18 protein-coding genes are annotated in these 20538 nt (G+C 69.3%); 5 read left to right on the top strand and 13 right to left on the bottom strand.

The window, feature by feature from the left end:
* Positions 1-67 precede the first annotated feature (67 nt).
* The 5 genes from ABD255_RS15435 to ffh all read right to left on the bottom strand — a co-directional run bounded on the left by ABD255_RS15435 (position 68) and on the right by ffh (position 7331).
* Entirely contained in the window at positions 68-1432 is a 1365-nt protein-coding gene (locus ABD255_RS15435; RefSeq protein ID WP_344214288.1) for an N-acetylmuramoyl-L-alanine amidase, read from the bottom strand.
* 238 nt (positions 1433-1670) lie between these two features.
* On the bottom strand, positions 1671-2762 hold the full coding sequence (locus ABD255_RS15430) for an amidohydrolase family protein (RefSeq protein ID WP_344214286.1): 1092 nt from the start codon (positions 2760-2762) through the stop codon (positions 1671-1673).
* 24 nt (positions 2763-2786) lie between these two features.
* Positions 2787-3755 (bottom strand): lytic transglycosylase domain-containing protein, encoded by a 969-nt coding sequence (locus ABD255_RS15425; RefSeq protein WP_344214284.1) that lies wholly within the window; start codon positions 3753-3755, stop codon positions 2787-2789.
* Between the two features lie 437 nt (positions 3756-4192).
* The gene (locus ABD255_RS15420; RefSeq protein ID WP_344214282.1) at positions 4193-5554 is read right to left on the bottom strand and encodes a lytic transglycosylase domain-containing protein; all 1362 of its coding nucleotides are present in this window, start codon (positions 5552-5554) and stop codon (positions 4193-4195) included.
* Between the two features lie 217 nt (positions 5555-5771).
* On the bottom strand, positions 5772-7331 hold the full coding sequence (ffh, locus tag ABD255_RS15415) for a signal recognition particle protein (protein ID WP_344214280.1): 1560 nt from the start codon (positions 7329-7331) through the stop codon (positions 5772-5774).
* A gap of 202 nt (positions 7332-7533) precedes the next feature.
* On the opposite strand from ffh, the gene ABD255_RS15410 reads away from it, so the two are divergent.
* Genes ABD255_RS15410 through ABD255_RS43690 form a run of 3 tightly spaced genes read left to right on the top strand, consistent with a single transcriptional unit; the run spans position 7534 to position 10117 of the window.
* Positions 7534-7974, top strand: coding sequence for a hypothetical protein (locus tag ABD255_RS15410; protein ID WP_344214278.1), 441 nt, complete (start codon positions 7534-7536; stop codon positions 7972-7974).
* Between the two features lie 3 nt (positions 7975-7977).
* The gene (locus ABD255_RS15405) at positions 7978-9120 is read left to right on the top strand and encodes a hypothetical protein (protein WP_344214276.1); all 1143 of its coding nucleotides are present in this window, start codon (positions 7978-7980) and stop codon (positions 9118-9120) included.
* Entirely contained in the window at positions 9065-10117 is a 1053-nt protein-coding gene (locus ABD255_RS43690) for an arginase family protein (RefSeq protein ID WP_425554423.1), read from the top strand. Before ABD255_RS15405 ends, ABD255_RS43690 begins: the two co-directional genes overlap by 56 nt.
* A 2-nt stretch (positions 10118-10119) precedes the next feature.
* Here the strand turns inward: ABD255_RS43690 and ABD255_RS15395 are convergent, their stop codons facing one another.
* The 4 genes from ABD255_RS15395 to ABD255_RS15380 are packed head-to-tail and all read right to left on the bottom strand — an operon-like array spanning position 10120 to position 15122.
* Positions 10120-11163, bottom strand: coding sequence for a DUF2332 domain-containing protein (locus ABD255_RS15395; protein ID WP_344214272.1), 1044 nt, complete (start codon positions 11161-11163; stop codon positions 10120-10122).
* Between the two features lie 9 nt (positions 11164-11172).
* Positions 11173-13437, bottom strand: coding sequence for a [protein-PII] uridylyltransferase (locus tag ABD255_RS15390; protein WP_344214270.1), 2265 nt, complete (start codon positions 13435-13437; stop codon positions 11173-11175).
* On the bottom strand, positions 13438-13776 hold the full coding sequence (locus ABD255_RS15385) for a P-II family nitrogen regulator (RefSeq protein ID WP_344214268.1): 339 nt from the start codon (positions 13774-13776) through the stop codon (positions 13438-13440).
* The gene (locus ABD255_RS15380) at positions 13773-15122 is read right to left on the bottom strand and encodes an ammonium transporter (RefSeq protein ID WP_425554422.1); all 1350 of its coding nucleotides are present in this window, start codon (positions 15120-15122) and stop codon (positions 13773-13775) included. Before ABD255_RS15380 ends, ABD255_RS15385 begins: the two co-directional genes overlap by 4 nt.
* Positions 15123-15374: 252 nt before the next feature.
* Between ABD255_RS15380 and ABD255_RS15375 the strand changes: the two genes are divergently transcribed.
* Complete coding sequence (locus tag ABD255_RS15375) at positions 15375-15983, top strand: TetR/AcrR family transcriptional regulator (protein WP_344214264.1); 609 nt, start codon at positions 15375-15377, stop codon at positions 15981-15983.
* Here the strand turns inward: ABD255_RS15375 and ABD255_RS15370 are convergent.
* The 3 genes from ABD255_RS15370 to ABD255_RS15360 are packed head-to-tail and all read right to left on the bottom strand — an operon-like array spanning position 15980 to position 18861.
* Positions 15980-17236, bottom strand: coding sequence for a hypothetical protein (locus tag ABD255_RS15370; protein ID WP_344214262.1), 1257 nt, complete (start codon positions 17234-17236; stop codon positions 15980-15982). The two genes, ABD255_RS15375 and ABD255_RS15370, sit on opposite strands and share 4 nt — an antisense overlap.
* On the bottom strand, positions 17233-17691 hold the full coding sequence (locus ABD255_RS15365; RefSeq protein WP_344214260.1) for a sigma factor-like helix-turn-helix DNA-binding protein: 459 nt from the start codon (positions 17689-17691) through the stop codon (positions 17233-17235). The genes ABD255_RS15370 and ABD255_RS15365 overlap by 4 nt, the downstream gene beginning before the upstream one ends.
* 27 nt (positions 17692-17718) lie before the next feature.
* Complete coding sequence (locus ABD255_RS15360; protein WP_344214258.1) at positions 17719-18861, bottom strand: MFS transporter; 1143 nt, start codon at positions 18859-18861, stop codon at positions 17719-17721.
* Positions 18862-18945: 84 nt separating this feature from the next.
* Between ABD255_RS15360 and ABD255_RS15355 the strand changes: the two genes are divergently transcribed.
* The gene (locus ABD255_RS15355) at positions 18946-19518 is read left to right on the top strand and encodes a CGNR zinc finger domain-containing protein (RefSeq protein WP_344214256.1); all 573 of its coding nucleotides are present in this window, start codon (positions 18946-18948) and stop codon (positions 19516-19518) included.
* On the opposite strand, the gene ABD255_RS15350 is transcribed toward ABD255_RS15355, so the two are convergent.
* Positions 19515-20486, bottom strand: a complete 972-nt coding sequence (locus tag ABD255_RS15350) for an NAD(P)/FAD-dependent oxidoreductase (RefSeq protein WP_344214254.1) — start codon at positions 20484-20486, stop codon at positions 19515-19517. The two genes, ABD255_RS15355 and ABD255_RS15350, sit on opposite strands and share 4 nt — an antisense overlap.
* Positions 20487-20538: the final 52 nt, after the last annotated feature.

Raw genomic sequence — 20538 nt, 5'->3', positions numbered from 1 at the left:
CGTACCCAGACAGCAGCGGCCCAGGGTCCACCAGACGGGGACCCCGGACCGCTGTCGCTTCAGCTGTCTAGCTGGTGCAGATGGGCACACCTGGCAGCTGAGCCGCCGGATGGTCGATGTAGATGTTGGTCATGTACCCGCCCTGGTCGCGCAGCTTCGACCACCAGTTGTTGGTGGTGCCCTCGGCGGTGACCGGGTCACCCTGCTTCTGGCACGTCACGAACACCTGTGTCGGACCGGCCAGCGTGGTGACGATCGAGGCGGTCAGCTTCGCGTCCGAGCGGACCCGGACCCCGCTGCCGTAGGTGGTGAAGTTGTACGTCGGCGGGTTGCCGCCGTTGACCAACTGCATGTAGTAGGTCCAGTTCCAGTTCGGACCCGGGTCGGTGTGGTCGTTGTTCGGCATCTCGTTGTGGCCTCTGATGTGGGCCCGGTCCTTCGGGATGCCCCGCCGGTCGGCGATGTTGCGGGTCACCGCGGCGGACGACCGGTACATCGCGTCGGTGAACCAGGACGGCTGGTCCACGAAGCCCTCGTGCTCGAGGCCGATCGTGTACGGGTTGGCGCTGCGCACGTGCCAGGCGGTGTCCTTCTCGGCCACCATCTGGGTCACCTGGCCGTCGCTGGACCGGAGTACGTAGTGGGCACTGACCTGGGACGCCGGGTTCTTGAACCAGCTGATCGTGCCGGCGTACGAGCCCTGGGTCACGTGGATGACGATGGTGGAGATCGCGGCGGTCCGGCCGACCCGGTAGTTGCTGGTGCTGGCGGCGTTCCAGATCGCGCCCGGGTAGTCGACCGCCTGGATGGAGGCCGGCGTACGGGTGCCGAGCGGGGCCACCTTGGCGTAGGCGCCGCGGTCCGGGTTCACCGGCTTGGGCTCGGTGCGGACACCCGCGGCGCCGACACCCTGGCCGATGATCTTGTAGACCTCGTCGGTGTAGAGCCGGCCGGTCGGGGCGTCGGCGGAGTGCGAGTACTTCGCGATCATCGGGTACCACTTGGCCAGGTCCTTGCGGGCGTCTCCGGCGAGCCCGGCCTGGTCGGCGTACGCGTCGAGCACCGCGGCGGCGCCGGTGATGTTCGCGGCCGTGTCCTTGGCGAGTCGCTCGACCGGCATCCCGGTCAGCTTGGCCGCTTCGGACATGGTCGGGTTCAGCGGGTTGCTGACCAGGTGCATGACGCCGTATCCGTTGGACTGGCTCGGCTGTCCGTTGTGGCCGTCGAGATGCGACTCGGCGTACCCGATGCCGACGAGCACCTCACGCGGTACGTCGTACTGGTCGGCGGCGGTCTGGAAGGCCGTGGCGAGGTCGCTCGGCATCGCGGAGCCGGCCGGTTCGGGCGCTGGGGCGGCGTTGCCGGGGAGCGCGCCGCTGAGCGCGATCGCTCCGGCGGCCGCCGCGGCCAGCAACGCGGTCATCCTGGGCATGGTTCTGAGCGAAATTCTGGGCACTCGGGCGGTCTTACCCATCGGGGTTCGTTCCTTCCCTTGCGACGTCCGCCGCGCCTCCCGCGACGGACGTCCCGCCGAGGGGCGTCGGCGGGTGCGACTCACGGTAGGGCAAAATCTTCCGCCGCGACCAGTAGTTACGTGAATATTTCCCGTAACTCGCTGAAATTGTTCGGTCACACAGCCGTTCTGGCCGCGATCCTCGCAGATTCCGGGGTCAGGGCGTGTAGACGCGGCCGCGCAGGACGATATGGCGCGGGTGGCTGAGGATCGCCGGGTTCTTGCGAGGATCCTCGTCGTAGACGACCAGGTCGGCCGGTACGCCGGGAACCAGGTCGGCCGGCGCACCGAGCCACTCGCGGGCGGCCCACGAGCCGGCCGCCAGGGCCTGCTCACCGGTCAGGCCGATCGTGGTGAGGGCCTGGATCTCCTGGGCGACCAGACCGTGCCCGAGGACGCCACCCGCGTCAGTGCCGGCGTACACCGGTACTCCGGCCTCGAACGCCGAGCGCAGGGTGTCCCGACGGCGGACGTACAGGTCGCGCATGTGGTCGGCGTACACGGGGAACTTCGCGGCCGCCTGGTCGGCGTACAGGGGGAAGTTCTCCAACTGGACGACCGTCGGCACCACCGCCACGCCGTGCTGCGCCATCTGGTCGAGCATGTCCGGCATCAACCCGGTGCCGTGCTCGATGCAGTCGATGCCGGCGGCAAGCAAGTCCGGCAGGGCGTGCTCGCCGAAGACGTGCGCGGTGACCCGGACGCCGAGCTCGTGGGCCCGCGCGATCGCGGCGGTGAGGGCTTCCGCCGGCCAGCAGGGGGTCAGGTCGCCGGCGTCGCGGTCGATCCAGTCGCCGACCAGCTTGACCCAGCCGTCGCCCGCCCGCGCCTCCTGCTCGACGTACGCGACCAGTTCGTGAGGCTCGATCTCCCAGCCGTAGTTGCGCAGGTAGCGCTTCGAGCGGGCGATGTGGCGGCCGGCCCGGATGATCTTCGGCAGGTCCTCGCGGTCGTCGATCCAGTGCGTGTCCACCGGCGAACCTGCGTCGCGGACCAGCAGCGCGCCGGCGTCGCGGTCGGCGATCGCCTGCTGCTCCTGGACCTCCCGGTCGACGCCGCCGTGCTGGTCGAGGCCGATGTGGCAGTGCGCGTCCACCAGGCCGGGCACGATCCAGCCGCCGGTGCTGACGGTGGTGACGTCAGCAGTGGCGGGCCGGTCGACCACCAGCCCGCCACTGAGGTGAAGCTCCTGCTGCTCTCCGGCCGGCAGAACCGTGCCGGCGAGCCGTAGTACACCGGTTTCGGTCATACGGCGACCGTAACTGGAGTTGGGCTAGCCGTGCGAGCCGCTGCCCTGGGTGCAGGGAGTGGGGTTCGTCTCGGCGGAGCAGGGGTTGCTCGACGGGGTGCCCGTCGGAGTCGGGGTCGGGGTGGGCGTGGGGGTCGGCGTCGGGGTGGGAGTCGGCGTCGGCGTGGGAGTCGGCGTCGGGGTCGGCGTCGGCTTGTCCGTGGGCCGGTCGGTCGGCTTGAAGGTCGGGCGGCCGGTCGGCGTGTCCACCGGGTCCGGCACCGTCGGCTGGTCTGTGGGCCGGCTGGTCGGCTTCGGCGCCGGCGTAACTGTGGCGGTGTCGTCCGGGATCTCCGGCACCTCACGCGGGTCGACCTTGCGCACGGCGTTGCCGGTCGACTTCGGCGTCGGCAGCTTGCCGGTCGCGTTCGGCACCAGGACGGCGCTCTTGCTGTAGACGCGCATCCAGCGCAGTACGGTGGCGACGAAGTCCTTGGAGTGCTGGTAGCGCAGCAGGGCCGCGACCAGGTCCCGCGGGCGCTTCAGGTCGTCGCCCTCGGAGCACAGGTAGACGGCGACCGTGGTGACCGCGTCGTAGACGTTGTTCGGGTTGCGGAAGCCGTCACCGTTGCCGTCGGCGCCGAACTCGGTCCAGACACCCGGGATGATCTGCATCGGGCCGACCGCACGATCCCAGCCCGTGTCGCTGTCGTAGCGGCCCTTGTCGGTGTCCCTGACCCGGCCCATCCCGAAGCGGCCGTTCAGCACCGGGCCGAGGATCTTGCCCCGGGTGGTGCCGGCCACGTCGACCTTGCCGCCGCTGGCGTGGTCCGACTCGACCTTGCCGAGCCCGGCCAGCAGGGGCCAGGTGAGCCCACAGTTCGGGCGGACCACGGCGAGATTCGCGGTGGCCCTGCGGTACGCGGGGAAGACCCCGCGGGGGATGCCGTTGACGGCACCGGGTCGTCCCGGCCGGACCACGGACCGGCCGTCGGTCGCACCCTGCACGGGCACGTCGGCGAGGGCAGGTTTGTCGGATCCGACTTGGCCATCCACTCCTGGACGCTGGGGGACGATCATGGTCAGTTCGTCGAATTCACCGCTGTTCAGTCCGGCTCCAGGCGATGGGGCGACCGGGCTGTCCGCCGCGAGCTGGCCGGAGGCACCGGCTCCGCCCGAGGCGACTGTCACGATGGCCCCGACCAGGAGGGGGGCCGTGCACAGTGAAGCGATGATGATTTTGACCCGACGGTTTCCACTACGGGTTAGGCGCATAGTTCCCACAACGACCGACGCGCCGGAAAGTTACCAAGGTGCGACCCAAAGTTACCTGAGCCGATAGCCCAGCGGTCCGGCTCAGCCCTCGACCACGCTCAGCCGGGACTGCGGGGGCTCCGGCCGGTTGCCGACCGGAGGGGAAATCTTAACGTTCAGAGGCCGATTTCAGCCGCTCAGGAGGTCTTCGAGGTCCCGCCCGCGGACGGCACGGCGGTGGTCTCCGGCGCGGTGGTCTCCGGCGGCGCGGTGCAGGTCGGAGCCGGCTCCGAGGTGGGCGGCGGCGTCTCGGTCGAAGTACACGGCGTCGGGGTCGGTGTCGGCGTGGGAGTCGGCGTCGGGGTGGGGGTCGGCGTCGGAGTCGGAGTCGGCGTCGGCGTCGGCGTCGGCGTCGGCGTGGGAGTCGGCGTCGGTGTGGGAGTCGGCGTGGGGGTCGGCGTCGGAGTGGGCGTCGGCGTCGGCGTCGGGGTCGTCGTCGGCGTCCCCGGGGTGTTCGACGGCGTCGGCTTGGAGGGCGACGGCTTCGGGGTGGTCGGCTTCGTCGGCGACGGCGTCGGGGTCAGCGTGGGCGACCTGGTCGCGGTCGGCTGTACGGAGGTCGACGTGGTCGGGGTCGGCGTGTTCGGGACCTCGGTCCGGTCGTCGCCCTGCTCGACGTTGCCCGTCTCGTCGGTCGGCGGGCTGATCACGCCGTCCGTGTCCGGGATCTTCACGGTGGACTTGCTGTACGACTGCATCCACCGCAGCACCGTGGACACGTAGTCCATCGAGTGGTTGTACCGCAGTACGGCCTGGACCAGGCCCTGCGGGTCCTTCAGGTTGGCGCCACCGGAGCAGAGGTACTCCGCCGCGGCCCGGGACGCGTCGAACACGTTGTGCGGGTCCTTGACCCCGTCACCGTTGCCGTCGGCACCGAAACCGTTCCAGGTGCCCGGAATGAACTGCATCGGGCCGACCGCGCGGTCCCAGCGGGTGTCGCCGTCGAACCTGCCCTGGTCCGTGTCGCTGATCGCGGCCATCCCCGGGCCGCCGTCGAGCACCGGGCCGAGGATCTTGCCGCGGGTGACGCCGTTGGCGTCGACCCGGCCACCGCTCGCGTGGGCGGACTCGACCTTGCCGATGCCGGCCAGCAGCGGCCAGGTGATGCCGCAGTTGGGCTGTGAGACGTTCAGGTCGGCAGCGGCCTTCTGGTACGCCGCCAAAACGGTGCCCGGGATCCCCGACGCGTCACCGGTCACACCGGTGACGGGTGGCACGGTGCTGTCGACCGTGCCGGTCACCGGGACCTGGATCTGGGACTTCTCCTCGGTCGCGACGCTGCCGTCGACACCGGGCTGCTTCGGCAGGTCGTTGGCCAACTCGTCGAAGACCGAGTCCTGCCGCGGCTGGCTCAGCGCGTGCGCGTCGACGATGAACGTGTTCGAGGTGACTCCGCCGGCGACGAACACCGCCACCATCGCGGTCGGAGGCGCAAGACAGACCCAGGCGGCGGTCAACTTGCCCCGCCACGTATCCAGGTTTGCGAACTGCTGCCTCATCCGAACCGTCCCCACGTTCAGCAGTACTTCGTTACTTCGGGCGTAGCCACGATCTTATCCGCCGGTGGGGTTCCGGCAACCGCGGGCGAGTGGCCAGAGGTTTCTGCCCGACCGGAGACTTGCGCTCCGTGGCCGATCCATGGCAGCCCAGGTCGCCCGGCTACCGAGCGTAGCGACCGGGGGTTTTTCTCTCGAGAATGTTCTCGAACTGGTGCGGTTACTTACCGCCGAGCATCTTCTTCAGGTCGTCCGGCAGTTCGAAGCCGTCGCCACCCGCGGCGCCGCCGAACGCGGCCGGCAACTGACCCGGCTGCGGCTCGGCCGGCGCCCCGCCACCCTGGCCGGCCCGCTTGGCCGGGTTACCGGAACCGCGCTTGGGCTTGCTCTTCTTCGCCTGCTGCTTGCCCTTCTTCCCGCCGCCCATGCCCGGCATCCCGGGCATGCCCGGCATTCCGGGCATGCCCTTGCCGGACGCCATCGCCGACATCATCTTGCGGGCCTCGAAGAACCGCTCGACCAGGCCGCTGACGGTGGCCACCTCGGTGCCCGAGCCGTTCGCGATCCGCAGCCGGCGGGAGCCGTTGATGATGTTCGGGTCGGCCCGCTCGGCCGGCGTCATCGAGTGGATGACCGCCTCGATCCGGTCGATCTCGCGCTCGTCGAAGTTCTCCAACTGGTCCTTGAACTGGGACGCGCCGGGCAGCATGCCGAAGATCTTGGTCAGCGGGCCCATCTTGCGGACCGACTGCATCTGGGCGAGGAAGTCGTCCAGGGTGAAGTCCTTGCCGCCCTTCTTCTGCAGCTTGGCGGCCGTCTTCGCCGCCTCCTCGGCGTCGAACGACTGCTCGGCCTTCTCGATCAGGCTCATCACGTCGCCCATGCCGAGGATGCGCGACGCCATCCGGTCGGGGTGGAAGACGTCGAAGTCCTCGAGCTTCTCGCCGTTCGAGGCGAACATCACCTGGCGGCCGGTGACCTGCGCGATCGACAGCGCCGCACCACCGCGGGCGTCGCCGTCCAGCTTGGACAGGACCACGCCGTCGAAGCCGACGCCGTCGAGGAAGGCCTGCGCGGTGGTGACCGCGTCCTGGCCGATCATCGCGTCGACGACGAACAGGATCTCGTCGGGGGTGACCGCGTCGCGGATGTCCGCGGCCTGCTTCATCAGCTCCTCGTCGACACCCAGCCGGCCGGCCGTGTCGACGATGACCACGCTGTGCTGCTTGCTCCGAGCCTCGTCCATCGCCAGCCGGGCGACCTCGACCGGGTCGCCGACACCGTTGCCGGGCTCGGGCGCGAACACCGGTACGCCGGCCCGATCGCCGACCACCTGCAGCTGGGTGACCGCGTTCGGCCGCTGCAGGTCCGCTGCGACCAGCATCGGCGTCTGGTGCTTGGTCTCCTTCAGCCACTTGGCCAGCTTCCCGGCCAGGGTGGTCTTACCGGCGCCCTGCAGACCGGCGAGCATGATCACCGTCGGCGGCCGCTTGGCCATCCGCAGCTCACGGGTCTCGCCACCGAGGATGGTGACGAGCTCCTCGTTGACGATCTTGATCACCTGCTGCGCCGGGTTCAGCCCGCCGCGCACCTCGGCCCCCGCGGCCCGCTCCTTGACCGCCGCGATGAACGTCTTCACCACCGGCAGCGCGACATCGGCCTCCAGCAACGCGATCCGGATCTCCCGGGCGGTGGCGTCGATGTCGGCATCGGTCAGCTTGCCCTTGCCCCGCAGGTTCTTGAAGGCGGCGGAAAGGCGGTCGGAAAGGGTGTCGAACACGAGAGAGCAGTCCGTTTCTTTCGATGGAGCAAAGCCAGGATCCCGGCAACCCGACGAGTCTACCGGCCCCACCCGTCCAGCTCACGCCCGTACTACGCCCCCACTGCCACCTACCCCAGACCCTGTGGATAACCCGCCCTGACCGAGGACCAACCTGGATATCGTTACGGGCAGTACGCGACCGGTCATCAAGGAGGGGCTAATGCCACTGGATCTCCCGGAGTTCAACACGGCCTACTCCCGCGCCCGGGACAAGGTGAAGAACGAGCAGGGCACGGATGTCGCCGCCGAGCAGGCGAAGCTCCGCGCGCTCGTTCCCGACGACGCTTCTGACCACGACCGCTCGTGGACCAAGACCTTGATCGACGGCCTCGCCGATCCACCCGAGCCACCCAGGCAGTGGAGCGAGCTGTACCACGAGGCCGGCGAGGTCCACGCAGCCGCGTACCGCGCCGGCGGCACTGTCGAGGAGCAGATCGCGGCTCTTGAAGAAGCCCGCCGCAAAATCTGGGAGATCGCCGACCGGGCCGCCGCCGACGAGGCTCCCCATATCTACGCGATGACGCGCGTTCTAGAGCACCTCGAAGACGAGCTACGCGATCCGACCTGGCCCCTGGACGACCCCAAATCTCCTACCAGCTGACCAATGGGCGACGATCGGCTCGTCCCCCGAGACTCAGCCGTCTACCAGGAGTTCGCCCGGCTCTACCAGCTGGTCCGCGACATGCGGCCGACCAGCGTCGACCGCTGGAACAGGAACCTGTACGCCACGGACTCGAACCGTTGGGGTGGCTTCGACCCGAAGACCGGCGATATCCGTCTCTCGCAAGACCGCGCGTTGCGGCATCTCACCGGCCCTCCGTCGGCAAGCCATCCCGACGACCAGGCAGAGGCGCTGGCCACTGTCCTGCATGAGTCGACCCACGCGGGTATGGCTACCGATGCGCCGGCGGAGCCGAACGCGGTGCGCAGCGCTCATTCGCAGGGGGCGATGGAAGGGTTCGCCGAGTTGCGGGCGATGAACGACTTCGCCGCCTTCTCAGCCAACGCCGGATACCCGGGACTGACGCTGCCCACGCCCGCCTACCCCGGTGCGTACGCGGCGATGAACAGCTTGGTCACCCAAGCGTCCGGGCCCGCCAAGGACAGGTACGCGTTCATCGCCGAAGCCACGCATGGTCCTGGTGTCATGCACTTCGATCAGTTGGCTGATGGGGTGGTGCGGAATCGGTTGGCTGAGGTGGTTCCGGACGGGGATCGGGTGGCTGTGCGGGCGGCGTTGATCGAGGCTATGAAGCATGAGCACTGGCCGACGTTGCCGGAGAGGTCGGCGGGGACGGGTGAGGCGGTGGCGGAGGATATTCGGCGGAGTCTCAACGCGAAGGTCGAGGAGATCCGGCGGCATTACCGGGCGACGCCGGGGCAGCCTTTTCCGGCCGAGTCGCCTAATGCGGAGGTGGCGCGGAGTGGCGGGCCGCGAGGTGGGCTTGGGGCTGCGGCGGAGGTCGACGGGCACGTGCCGGGGGCGGCGGAGGCCGAGCGGCAGGCGCCGGCGGCGGCGGAGGCCGAGCGGCAGGCGCCGGCGGCGGTGGCCGAGCGGCAGGTGGCGGAGGTGGCGGGGGTGCGTGGGGAGATGCGGTTTCTCAGTGGGTTGGCGCCTGCGGGGCAGGCGACTTGGCGGGTGCCTTCCTTGGGGGACGGGGCGCGCGGGGCGGGGGCGTCTGTTGGCGGGGGTGCTGGGCGGAGTTGGCCTGGGCGGACCTCGACTGTGGATCGCGGGCGGGAGTGACAGGGCGAAGTACCGGGCTGTGGATCGGTGGGTGGTTGACAGCGGCGGTGAGGGCTGGGAGCTTCTAACCACTAGATTTGAATTAGTGGTTAGGAAGGTTGCCGTGGGGAAGAGCAGGGTTGTGGTGGATGGGCCGTCTAATCTCGGGCTCCGGCCGCCTGAGGCGGGGACCGTGCCGGGGTGTTACAAGCTGGCGGGAGCCGTGCGTGATCAGGGGTTTCTGAGTCGGATCGGGGCCGAGGACGCCGGATGCGTGACGCCGCCGCGGTATGACCGTGGGGACTGGAAACCCGGGGACGGCGTTTTCAACGCGGAGGCTATGGCCAGCTACAGCGGCAAGTTGGCCGACCGAGTCGGGAAGCTCGTTGACGACGGCAAGTTCGTGGTGTTGCTCGGGGGTGAGTGCAGCAATTTGCTGGGGCCGACGCTGGCGCTGAAGCGGCGCGGGCGGTACGGCGTGGCGTACCTCGACGGGCACTCCGACTTCCGCACGGTCGACAACGACGCCCACGTGGGTGCCGCGGGTGGCGAGGCGCTGGCCTTGGTGACCGGGCGGGGTCAAGCAGACCTGACTGACCTGGAGGACCTCAGCCCGTACGTCCGCGACGAGGACGCGGTGATGCTCGGCTACCGCGAGGACGAGGCGTACCTCGAAAGTCTGCGCGAGGCGGGGATCCCGGACTGGTCGGCGCTTGCGATCATCGACGACCCGGCAGGCGCGGCCGACGGAGTACTGCGCCACCTGGAGCGGGACGACCTCGACGGCTTCTGGGTGCACCTGGACGTGGACATCCTCGACGCAGAGGTGATGCCGGCCGTGGACAGCCCAGACCCAGGTGGGCTCCAGCACGAGCACCTTCGCCAGCTCCTGAAGCCGATCCTCGCCTCGCCCAAGTGCGTCGGCTTCGACATCGGCATCTTCGACCCGGACCTGGACCCGGACGGCCGGTACGCCGCCGAGCTCACGGACACCTTGGTCGCGGTACTGACCGACTGAGCTCATTCCCAGTGCGCGGGCAGCCCGTGGGGGTCGGAGCTGCCGAGGATGCGCGGCACTCCCCCGGGCCACACCTGCAGTACTACGAGGAACTCGGGCTCCGCCTCCGGAGTACGGCGCATCGGTTCGAGGCAGAGGTGGGCCAGCGGCGCCGAGGGGGTCGCGCGTGCTCCCAGCGCGGTGATCAAGTCGTCCGCCGCGGCCTGGTCCTCAGGAGTCAGGTACTGCCACATCACCGAGTGCCAGACGACCGTGACGTGCTCCTCGGCCAGTTCGAGGTTGCGCAGGAACGACAACGCGTCCTCCCGCCGTACGTCGGCCGGCACCTTCCGCGCGACCTCCAGCGCACCCCGCAGGCGTTCCAGCCGCGCAGCCATGTCGGGCCACACGTACGACGTGAGCGTGAGGGCGCCGTCCTCGCTCAACGGGTTCACCGGGGCGATGTCACTGCCGACGCGCTCCACGATCCGCAGGTCCGGCACCGGCGGGATCGGCCGCCCCGACCACGCGTTCTCGAACACCACCGGGCTGTCGGCGATGCCGTAGCTGGACCCGTCCGCCAGGTTGTAGCGGAACTGGTCAGCGCGAAGGTTCAGCCCGCCACTCGCGCCGATCTCGAACAGCCGCACCGGCAGCGGGACAACCTCGGCCAGCCGGAGCAGACCGCCGTACAGGGCGGTGGAGCGGCCAACCTCGTTCGTCTGAGGCGGCTGCGTCAGCAGACTGCGCAGCTCCGGCCCACGGGCTGTCAGGACCTGGTCGAACGCCTCCCAGCCGAGCCTCTGGTCCCACTCGCCGCCAACACTCGGGTAGAACGCCGCCAGCTCCGGAGCCTCCCCCGCGAGCACCATTCGATGCACAGAGCCCAACAGCCGCAGTGCGATCGCCGCGCCGGCCGGCTGGTCCTCATAGCCGACCAGCACGTCGCTCACCGAACCACCGATCTCGTACTCGTCCACCATCCGCCGCAGCAGGTCCGCGTACATAGGTGAGCCAAGGTCCTCGCAGGCCGCAGCCTGAAGCCGGAACGCCTCTACTAGATCCACCCCTCGACCCTAAAACGTCAAGCGATCAAGTACTGACTTGGCGGTGGTGCGCGCGTCTTCGTCCTCGAGAGGCGAGCCATCGCTGTCGGTCAGGTAGAAGACGTCCACGCACTCTGCGCCGAGTGTGCTCACGTGTGCCGAGCGGATGTCAGCCCCTGTCGAGGCGATGGCCGCAGTGACGTCGTAGAGGAGGCCCGGGCGGTCATGTGCTCGCACCTGCAGGACAGTCGCTGTCTCGGAGGCGTCGGGTAGCAGGTCGACGCGACTAGCCGCACTCTTCCCCTTGGCAGACGAGTCGCGCGCGGCCAAGCGCCGTACGAGATCGCTGTCGTCTCGCAGCGCCACAGCGAGCCGATCCCGCAAACGCACCGGGTCTGGAGCCGCGCCGGCCACCGACCACTGCGAGATCCCCAGTCCTTCAACCGAGGTAACAGCAGCAGACCGTACTGCGAGGCGCTCCACCGCCAGCACCCCGGCAACAGTCGACAGAGTGCCGACCTGGTCCGGTACTGCGACGTTCACCCGCACATCGCCGCGGTGCTCCGACACAGTCACCCCGAGTCGTCCCACCCCGACCACCTGGTGCAACTGCGGCACAGGGATCGGCGGAGCCTCCTGCCAGATACCAGCCCCTCCCCCAGACAGCTCACCCCGGACGCGCCGGGACAGCTCACCCACCAGGCGCAGACGCCACGGCGACGCGGCAGCAGGACCGGCAGCACGCGCGTCGGCGTACGTGAGGGCTTCCAGCAGGTCCAGCGTGTCCGTGTCGCGGACGATGCCCGCTACCAGCTCGACCGTCATCGGGTCGTCCAGATCCCGCCGGGTGGCTACCTGAGCCAGCATGAGGTGCTGCCGGACCAGCAGAGTGATCGTGTCCACGTCAGCCTCGGCAAAGCCGAGCCGCCGGGCGATGTCAGTCGCTATCACGGCCCCGGTGACGCTGTGATCGCCTTCGACGGCCTTGCCGAGGTCGTGGATGAGAGCGGCCACCAGCAGCAGATCTGGCCGCCGTACGTCGCGGACCATCTTGGAGGCCTCGACACAGGTCTCCAGCAGATGCCGGTCAACGGTGTACCTGTGGACGGCCGACTGCGGCGGCCTGAACCGCACGCTGTCCCACTCCGGCAGGATTCGCGAGATATACCCGGCCTGGTCCAGCGCCTCCCAGACCTCCAGGAGGCCCGATCCCGCGCCCAGCAACGCACAGAGCAGTCGCCGGGCCTCCGTCGGCCACGGCTCCGGCAGCATCGCAGCGGTGTTGGCCAGCCGCGCACACACAGCCGGCGACAACACCAAGTCCCGATCGGCGGCAACAGCCGCAGCCCGGAGCCCAAGCACCGCATCCCGCTCTGGCCGCGCATCCGGCATCAGAACCACTTCACCCTCGTGCTGCCCGACACCCTCGTCCAGAGCCAGCAGCAACGGGCCGCCACTACGGTGCCGACGCCGTGAGCGAGGCGGACGGGCCACCAGGCTCTCGATCCGCCGCCACGACACGTCGCACACATGCGCGAGCGTCCGGCCGGTCGAGTAGACGTGCCGGAGCAACGCATCCCGATCCGGCAAACCCAGGCCGGCCGCGACCTCACCAGCCACATCGGCAACCAACCGGTCGGTTGCACGCCCGGCCACCGAATGCAACTCGTCCCGAATGTTCAGCAGATCCAGCCGAGCCCGCTCCACCACGGGGTGCGGTACGTCGACCAGCCACGACGCCACCAGAGCCCGCAGTACGACGGCATCCCGCAACCCGCCGTACGCCTCCTTCAGGTCCGGCTCGGCCAGGTGTGCGAGCTCGCCGACCGTGTTGGCCCGGTCCCGGCACGCCTCCGCGAGGGCCGGCAGCCGCGTCTTCGCAGTACGGCGCCAGTCGGCCATCAAGGTCGACCGCAACTGCAACGTCAGGTGGGAATCCCCCGCGACGTGCCGCGCGTCCAGCAGCCCGAGCGCGACCCGTACGTCGTCGGCCGCTGCCTGCTGGGCCTCCGCGACCGTGCGGACGCTGTGGTCCAGCCTGGTCCGGGAATCCCACAGCGGATACCAGATCTGGGCGGCCAGTTCGTCGACCTGTGGATACCCCTCGGCGTGCAGGAGCATCACGTCGAGATCGCTGTACGGCGACAGCTCCTCCCGGCCGTAGCCGCCGACAGCGACCAGCGCGACGCCCTCGGTGGGAACACCGAGGGCGTCGCAGGCCTTGGAGAGGAGCAGGTACAGCAGCGCGTCGGCCTCATCGGCACGAGCGCGCCGCTGTGCTGCTCGATCCACCATTTACAGCGCGTCTCCGTCCAGCTCGCCGGTCCGGACCCGGACGATCGTCTCGACCGGGACGACCCACACCTTGCCGTCGCCGATCTTGCCGGTCTGCGCGGCCTTCACGATCACGTCCACCACGTCGGCGCTGTCACCGTCCTCGACGACGACCTCGAGCCGGACCTTCGGGACCAGGTCCACCTCGTACTCCGCGCCGCGGTACACCTCGGTGTGGCCCTTCTGCCGGCCGTAGCCGCTCGCCTCGGTGACCGTCATGCCGGTCACCCCGAACGTCTCCAGCGCGGCCCGGACGTCTTCCAGCTTGTGCGGCTTGACCACCGCGGTGATCAGCTTCATACCTTCGCACCTTCCTTCTCAGCGGTGTCGGTGTCGACGTCGTCCTGGGCAGTCGTGCGAACCACGGTGCTGTGTCCGCGCAGGCCCGAGCCCGCGGCCAGGAAGTCGTACGCCGTCTCGGCGTGCTCGACCTGGTCGACACCGGCGACCTCGTCATCCTCCTTGAGCCGGAAGCCGATGGTCAGGTCGATCAGCTTGGCCAGGATGAAGGCGACCACGAAGGAGTAGACACCGACGATCAGGTTGGCCAGCGCCTGCCGGCCCAACTGGTCGACGCCACCACCGTAGAACAGCCCGTCCACCGCCGAGGGGGCGGCCGCGGAGCCGAGGAAGCCGATCGCGAGCGAGCCGACCAGACCGCCGACCAGGTGCACGCCGACCACGTCGAGGGAGTCGTCGAAGCCCAGCTTGTACTTCAGCGAGACCGCGAAGGCGCAGATTCCACCGGCGACCACACCGAGGATCAGCGCTCCGACCGGCGTGACCGCGCCACAGGCCGGGGTGATCGCGACCAGACCGGCGATCGCACCCGAGGCCATGCCCAGCGTGGTGGCCTTGCCGTGCCGGATCCGCTCTACGATGAGCCAGCCGATCACGGCGGCCGCGGTGGCGACCTGGGTGTTGACGAAGGTGACCGCGGCGGTGGTGCCGGCGCTCAGCGCGGAGCCCGCGTTGAAGCCGAACCAGCCGAACCACAGCAGACCGGCACCAAGCACCACCAGCGGCAGGCTGTGCGGCCGCATCGGGTCCTTGCGCCAGCCGACCCGGCGGCCGAGCACGATCGCCAGCGCCAGCGCGGCGGCACCGGCGTTCACGTGCACCGCGGTGCCACCGGCGAAGTCGATCGCCTTGATCCCGGTTCCGATGAAGCCACCAGGGTTGTCACCGTCCAGGAACCAGACCGAGTGCGCGACCGGGAAGTAGACCAGCGAGGTCCACAGCGCCACGAACACGATCCAGCCGCGGAACGTCGCCCGGTCGGCGATCGCGCCGGAGATCAGGGCCGGCGTGATGATCGCGAACATCAACTGGAAGGCCACGAAGGCCAAGGTCGGAATGGTGCCGCTGACCGCTTCGGGGGCCATCAGCCCCTTCAGCCCGGCGACCGAGAAGTCACCGATGACGCGACCGGTGTCACCACCGAACGTGAGCGAGTAGCCGACCACCACCCACAGCACGGTGACGACGGCGATGGTGATGGCGCTCATCATCATCATGTTGAGCACGCTCTTGACGCGCACCATGCCGCCGTAGAAGAAAGCCAGGCCCGGTGTCATCAAGAACACCAGGGCGGCACTGACCAAGACCCAGGCGGTATCGCCGGCGTTGATCTCCATCAACGTCATCCCTTCCATCGATCTGGGGGTGGCCCGCGTCCTCAGTCGGGGAGCTCCACAACGCCGGGGAACTCAGCAGCACGGCCACACCGCAAACGGTGTCGGCGCGCCGTTTCAACCGATCGGTCCTCATGTTTCAGGCATGTGACAAAGCACTCCGTTAAGTGACATCGACGTGACATCGGCCCGGTTGTGGCAGTCTGGCCTGATCACACGGTCCGCAGCCGCGCCACTGCGACCGTCCGAGCTGGGGACAGTGAAATGGGGCAGAACAGCGGGGAGAGGCCGCGACGCGGCAGGCCACGGGACCCGGACGCAGAGCCGAGGATCCGGCGGTACGCCGTCCAGTTGCTGCTGGAGCGCGGCTTCGACGGAATGACGGTGGACGACGTGGCCGAGGCGGCCGGCGTCGGCAAGGCGACGATCTACCGCCGGTGGGCGAGCAAGGAACTGCTCGCCAACGACGCGATGGCGCTGATGTTCGACATCGAGATACCGGATGCCGACACCGGTTCCATCGCGGGCGACCTGCGGCAGGTCTACACGAGCGCGCTGACGTTCGTGAACAGCAAGGAAGGGGTCGCGCTGGTTCGCCTCGCGGTCACCGAGATGAACCGGGACGAGCAGTTCGCCGTGTTCTACCGGAACTTCCTGCAGCGCCGGATCGCGCTGACGGCCGCCGCCCTGGAGCGGGCCCGCCGGCGCGGTGAACCGATCCGCTCGACGGCGGACCCGGTGCTGATGGTCCAGTGGCTGGCCGGTGTGCTGATCATCCGTGCCCTGACGGGTGAGCAGATGCCGAGGCCGGAGGACGCGGAGCACCTGGTCGCGATGACGCTGCGGTGCATCCTCGAGGACGGCGCCGGCTAGCCGCGGAGACCGGGTCCGAGGGCGACAGCGCCGACCTCGAGCTCGGTGACGCGGCGTACCCGGCCGGTGCCCAGGTCCCAGCCGAGCACCCAGTCCTTGACCTGCAGCAGCACCGTGCGGTCGTCGTACCAGCCGAGGACGAAGCAGCAACCCGGTTCACGGACCTCGTCCGGGGTGGTGCGGCCCGGTGTCGGTGTCGCCGCCGGGGTCTCGCCGAGGACGAGGAGCCGGCCCGGCGATGTCTGCTGGGGCGAGATGGCCGCGACCACCTGCGGCCGGGACGCGGCGGTCGGCACCTGCGGCAGCTGGGTCGCGACGAACAACCTCGCGGCCATGTTGCCGACAGCAAACGTTTGACCCACCCAGGAGTCCACCGGCAACCGTGGACTTCCGACCGGATACCAGCCGTCACTGCGGGTGTACTGCATCATCACCACGCGCCCCTGCGGCCCGTCCAGCCGGTACGGCGCTGTCGCGGCCTCGGCATTGTTGCTAGCAGCAACCGCGACGACCTCCGGGTTCTCCCGGCTCTGAAGGTCCACCTCGACCCGGTAGGCCGAGCCCGGCCCGCTGACGAGCAGGTTGCGGCTGTTCGGCAACCAACTGACGCTGCGCAGGTCCGCCGCCGGCACCGGGATCTCCTTGGTGCTGTCGGTGCTCGCGTCGATCACCACGACTCCACCCGGCTGCGGGAAGGCGACCAGTCTGCCGTTCGGCGCGATCGATCCCGAGCTGAGAGGTTGGCCGGTCGCTATCGGCCGTAGCCGCAGGTTCGCCCGGACCCAGTCCGTGTTGGGCGCGAGCAGCAGGGGTGTGTAACTCCCGTTCAGCTCCGCCAGCACCACCGCGGCGACCTGGTCGACCGGGTTGTCCCGCAGCTCGTCCGGGTCCTCCGGGGTGCGCAGCAGATCGCCCAACGGCGTATCCATCCGATCCAGGAACCGCTCACTGCCCGCGGGTGGTGCGGTCCAGAAGTCGATCCCGGCGATCTGGCCGGTCGGCGGCAGGTAGCCAGGTGGGTGAGTCGGAGCGGTCGTGGGCGGCGCGATTCCGCTCCTGCCGCTCCCGCCGAGCGCGATGAGCACAGCCACGACCACCGCGATCACCAGCACCACAACGATTCCAGCGACCGTACTGCGACGCTGCCTCCGCCGGATCACCACGCCACCCGCCCAAGCCACGTCGGCCAGGTCCGGCTCCGGCAGCCGGTCCGAGGCCTGGTCGAGCAGGATCGGCACTCCCTCGCGCCTCACTGCTTCTCCCTGCCGGTGACATCACGCCAGTCCCCCGTGCCGAGCTCCAGGCGGAACCGACTCAGCGAGGACTGTGCGTGCGAGTGCACCGCGGCATGGGACATGCCCAGCACATCGGATACCTCGAACTCGGTGAGCTCCTCGAAGTGCAGCAGAACCAGTACTGCGCGCTGCGCGGCGCTGAGCGCGCCCAAAGCCTGCTTGACCTGGTCCTCGTCGCCGTCGAACGGCTTGGCCCGGGACCACCGCGACAAGGCCGACCGGTAGAGCAGTTGCTGCACGAACAGGTCCGGGTCGTCCACCCGGTCCCATCGCAGGGACAACCGGGTGAAGGCGCGCAGGAGTTGCTCCTCAGCACGTTCCAGGTCCCCGTAGACCAAGTACGCCGTACGGAGCCATCTGCCTTGCCGCGCATCGACGTACGAGGCGAATTCTGGGTCGACCGTGTCGCGCATCCACCCTCCCGCACCCATTGAACCTCTTTAGTCAGGCTTTCGCAGCCGACACCGCAGCAGAGGTTGAACGGCGGCCAGGCCACCGGCAGCCAGACCACAAATCGCCCAGAGACCGAATGACCCGACGCCTTCGATCAGCCAACTCCCGGCCAGTGGCGCGACCGCAGTGGCGAACCCCCAGCTGAGTCCGTAGGTGGCCAGGTAGCGGCCGCGTGCATGCTCGGGAGCCAGACCCGACACGATCGTCAGGGCTCGGCCCAGGAGAAGTAGATCCCCCAGGCTCCAGACCACCGCTGCCACGACGAACGCCGACAGACTGCCGGCGAAGCCAGTCGCCAGTAGCCCGACGGCCAGCAGCACGTAGCCGACGGTCATCACCTGGAAGTCATCCAGAACAAGACGTCGCAGCAGTGGCTGCCCCGCGATCTGAGTGAGAGCCGACACGGCCAGCACGATCCCGACTCCGGACGCAGGCACTCCCTCGTCGAGCATGGTCAGCGGCAGCCCGAACAGGACCTCCATGTAGAGCACAGCGAAGACCGTGCCGACGCCGAGCATGAGTAGCAGCTTCCGATCTCGCCAGGCTCTCGCGGCCCGGTTCAGCTGAGCACGGCGAGCGCCAGGCAAGGCCAGGCCGACCAGCACTGCGCAAGCAAGGCAGGTCGCCGCATCGACTACGAACAGCCAGCGGAGATCCCACTGCCCCAACCAGGCCGCCAGAAGCCCTGCTGCGACGGCCGCCACGGCCATAGCCGCACCAAGCAACCCGTACGCCGCTGGGCGGTCCGCGGGCCCGGTGACGTCCGCGATGATCGCCTGGCTCGGTGGTTCGTAGATCTCGAACGCCAACCCCAGCAGCACCACCGCGGGAATCGCCGACCACAGACCAGGCGACGCCGCGATCCACAACTGCGCCACCGCGCAACCACCCAGGCCCGCCACGATCGTCCACTTCCGGCCGATCCGATCGGCCAGGTGGCCGCCGAACAGCCGGGACGGGATCGTCGCCAGTCCGAACCCCGTCAGGATCAGTCCCGCCTGAGAAACCGTCGCTCCGAGCTCGACGGTCAGCACTACCGCGAGGAACGGCAGGGTGAAGGCGCCGAGCCGGTTCACCGCCCGCGCGACCACCAGCACCCAGACCGCCGGCGGCAGGCTCGACCAGGACATCGGCACCCTTTCCGCGTGACCGATGAAACCGATATGGTTAGTCACGACAGCGCGACTCTATGAGCCTTGGGAGTGACTGGTCAAGTGAAGTTCGATAGTCACGTCTTGAACCTGCTGACCGCTGCGGTCCAGCTGGTCAACCGCTTGACGCCCGGCCGGTCCGGCGGTGCCGACGCCACCGCACCAACAGGCGAGGCGCTCACTGTCGCCGCTGCCGACGCGCTGGGCGGTGACGGCCGGCGCAGGCCCGAGGTGAGCGCGTCGGAGGCGAAACAACTGGCGGCGGTGGCGGTCAGGATGCGGGTGGTCTTCGAGGCTGCGCACGCCGGCGACGCGGACCGCGCCGCGACCGAGATCAACGCGCTGCTGCTGGAGACGAACGCCAGACCACAACTCGATCGCACCGACGGCTGGAACCTGCACTTCCACGGCGCCGACGACAGCCTGGCCAACGGGTGGGCCGCCGGGTGCGCGGCCGGGCTCGCGATGGCGGTGGGCAGCGACCTCGCAGGCCGGCTGGGCGTTTGCGCCGCGCCGGCCTGCGATCGGGTGTTCGTGGACGCCTCCCGCAACAGCAAGAAGCGGTTCTGCTCGCCGCAGTGTCAGAGCCGGGTCAAGGCCGCCGCCCACCGCGCCAGGCAACAGACAGCCGGCTAGACGACAGACACAGTGACACCGGCGCGGTAGGCGTCGACGGCTTGCTGGGTGTCTTCTGCCAGCAGGTCGGCATTGAGCATGGCACCGGCCGCAAGGCCGGCGGCGGCCGAGGTGATCACCTGACTCATCGGGTCGGTCACGTTGCCGGCCACCCAGACGCCCGGAACCTCGGTCTTCCCGGTGGGGTCGGAATCGATCGCCGTGCCGATGATCATCCCCCGGGCTTCACGCTCGACCGCCTTGAGGCCGAGATCGTCCAGGAAGTCCGCACGCGCGCGCAGCCGGGTCTGGACCACCAGCGCCTGCCGCGGGATGACCCGGCCACCTTCCAGCCGGAGGCCCGTGAGCCTGTCGTCGGCGACCTCGACAGCCTCGACTTTCCCTTGCACGACAGAGATTCCGCGCGCTGCGAGCTGCTTCCACTCCTCCTCGGTCGGCTGCGGACCCTCGTGCAAGAACAGCGTCACGTCCTCGCTCCACTGCCGGAACAGCAGCGCCTGGTGGATCGCCATCGCACCCGTCCCCAGTACTCCGATCGCTTGGTCGCGCACCTCCCACCCGTGGCAGTACGGACAGTGCAGGACGTCGCGCCCGAACCGCTCAGCCAGCCCGGGGACGTCAGGCAACTCGTCCACCACACCTGCGGTCACGAGCAGCCGCCGAGCCTCGACCGGCTCGCGTCCGGCCTGCTCCACCACGAAGCCGGACGGCTCGGCCGGACGCACCGAGGTCACCGTGCCGATCACGACCTCACCCCCGTACCCCGTGACCTCCTTCCGGCCGATCGCGTAGAGCTCGCCCGGCGGGACCCCGTCGCGGGTCAGGTAGTTGTGCACGTGCTCGGCCGGCGCGTTGCGCGGCGTGCCGTTGTCGATCACCAGCACCGATCGGCGCGCCCGGACCAACGCCAGCGCGCCGCTCAGTCCCGCGGCACCGCCCCCGACCACCACCACGTCGTACTTCTTCATGCCCAGCTCCTTCGTCGATGTCTACCTGACCGACGATGCGTCGCTTTCTCGA

It is taken from the genome of Kribbella sancticallisti (assembly GCF_039530625.1).
GTDB classification, from domain to species: Bacteria; Actinomycetota; Actinomycetes; order Propionibacteriales; family Kribbellaceae; genus Kribbella; species Kribbella sancticallisti.
The sequence above is the reverse complement of the archived record's forward strand: the minus strand, read 5'-3'. Positions and strand labels throughout refer to the sequence as shown.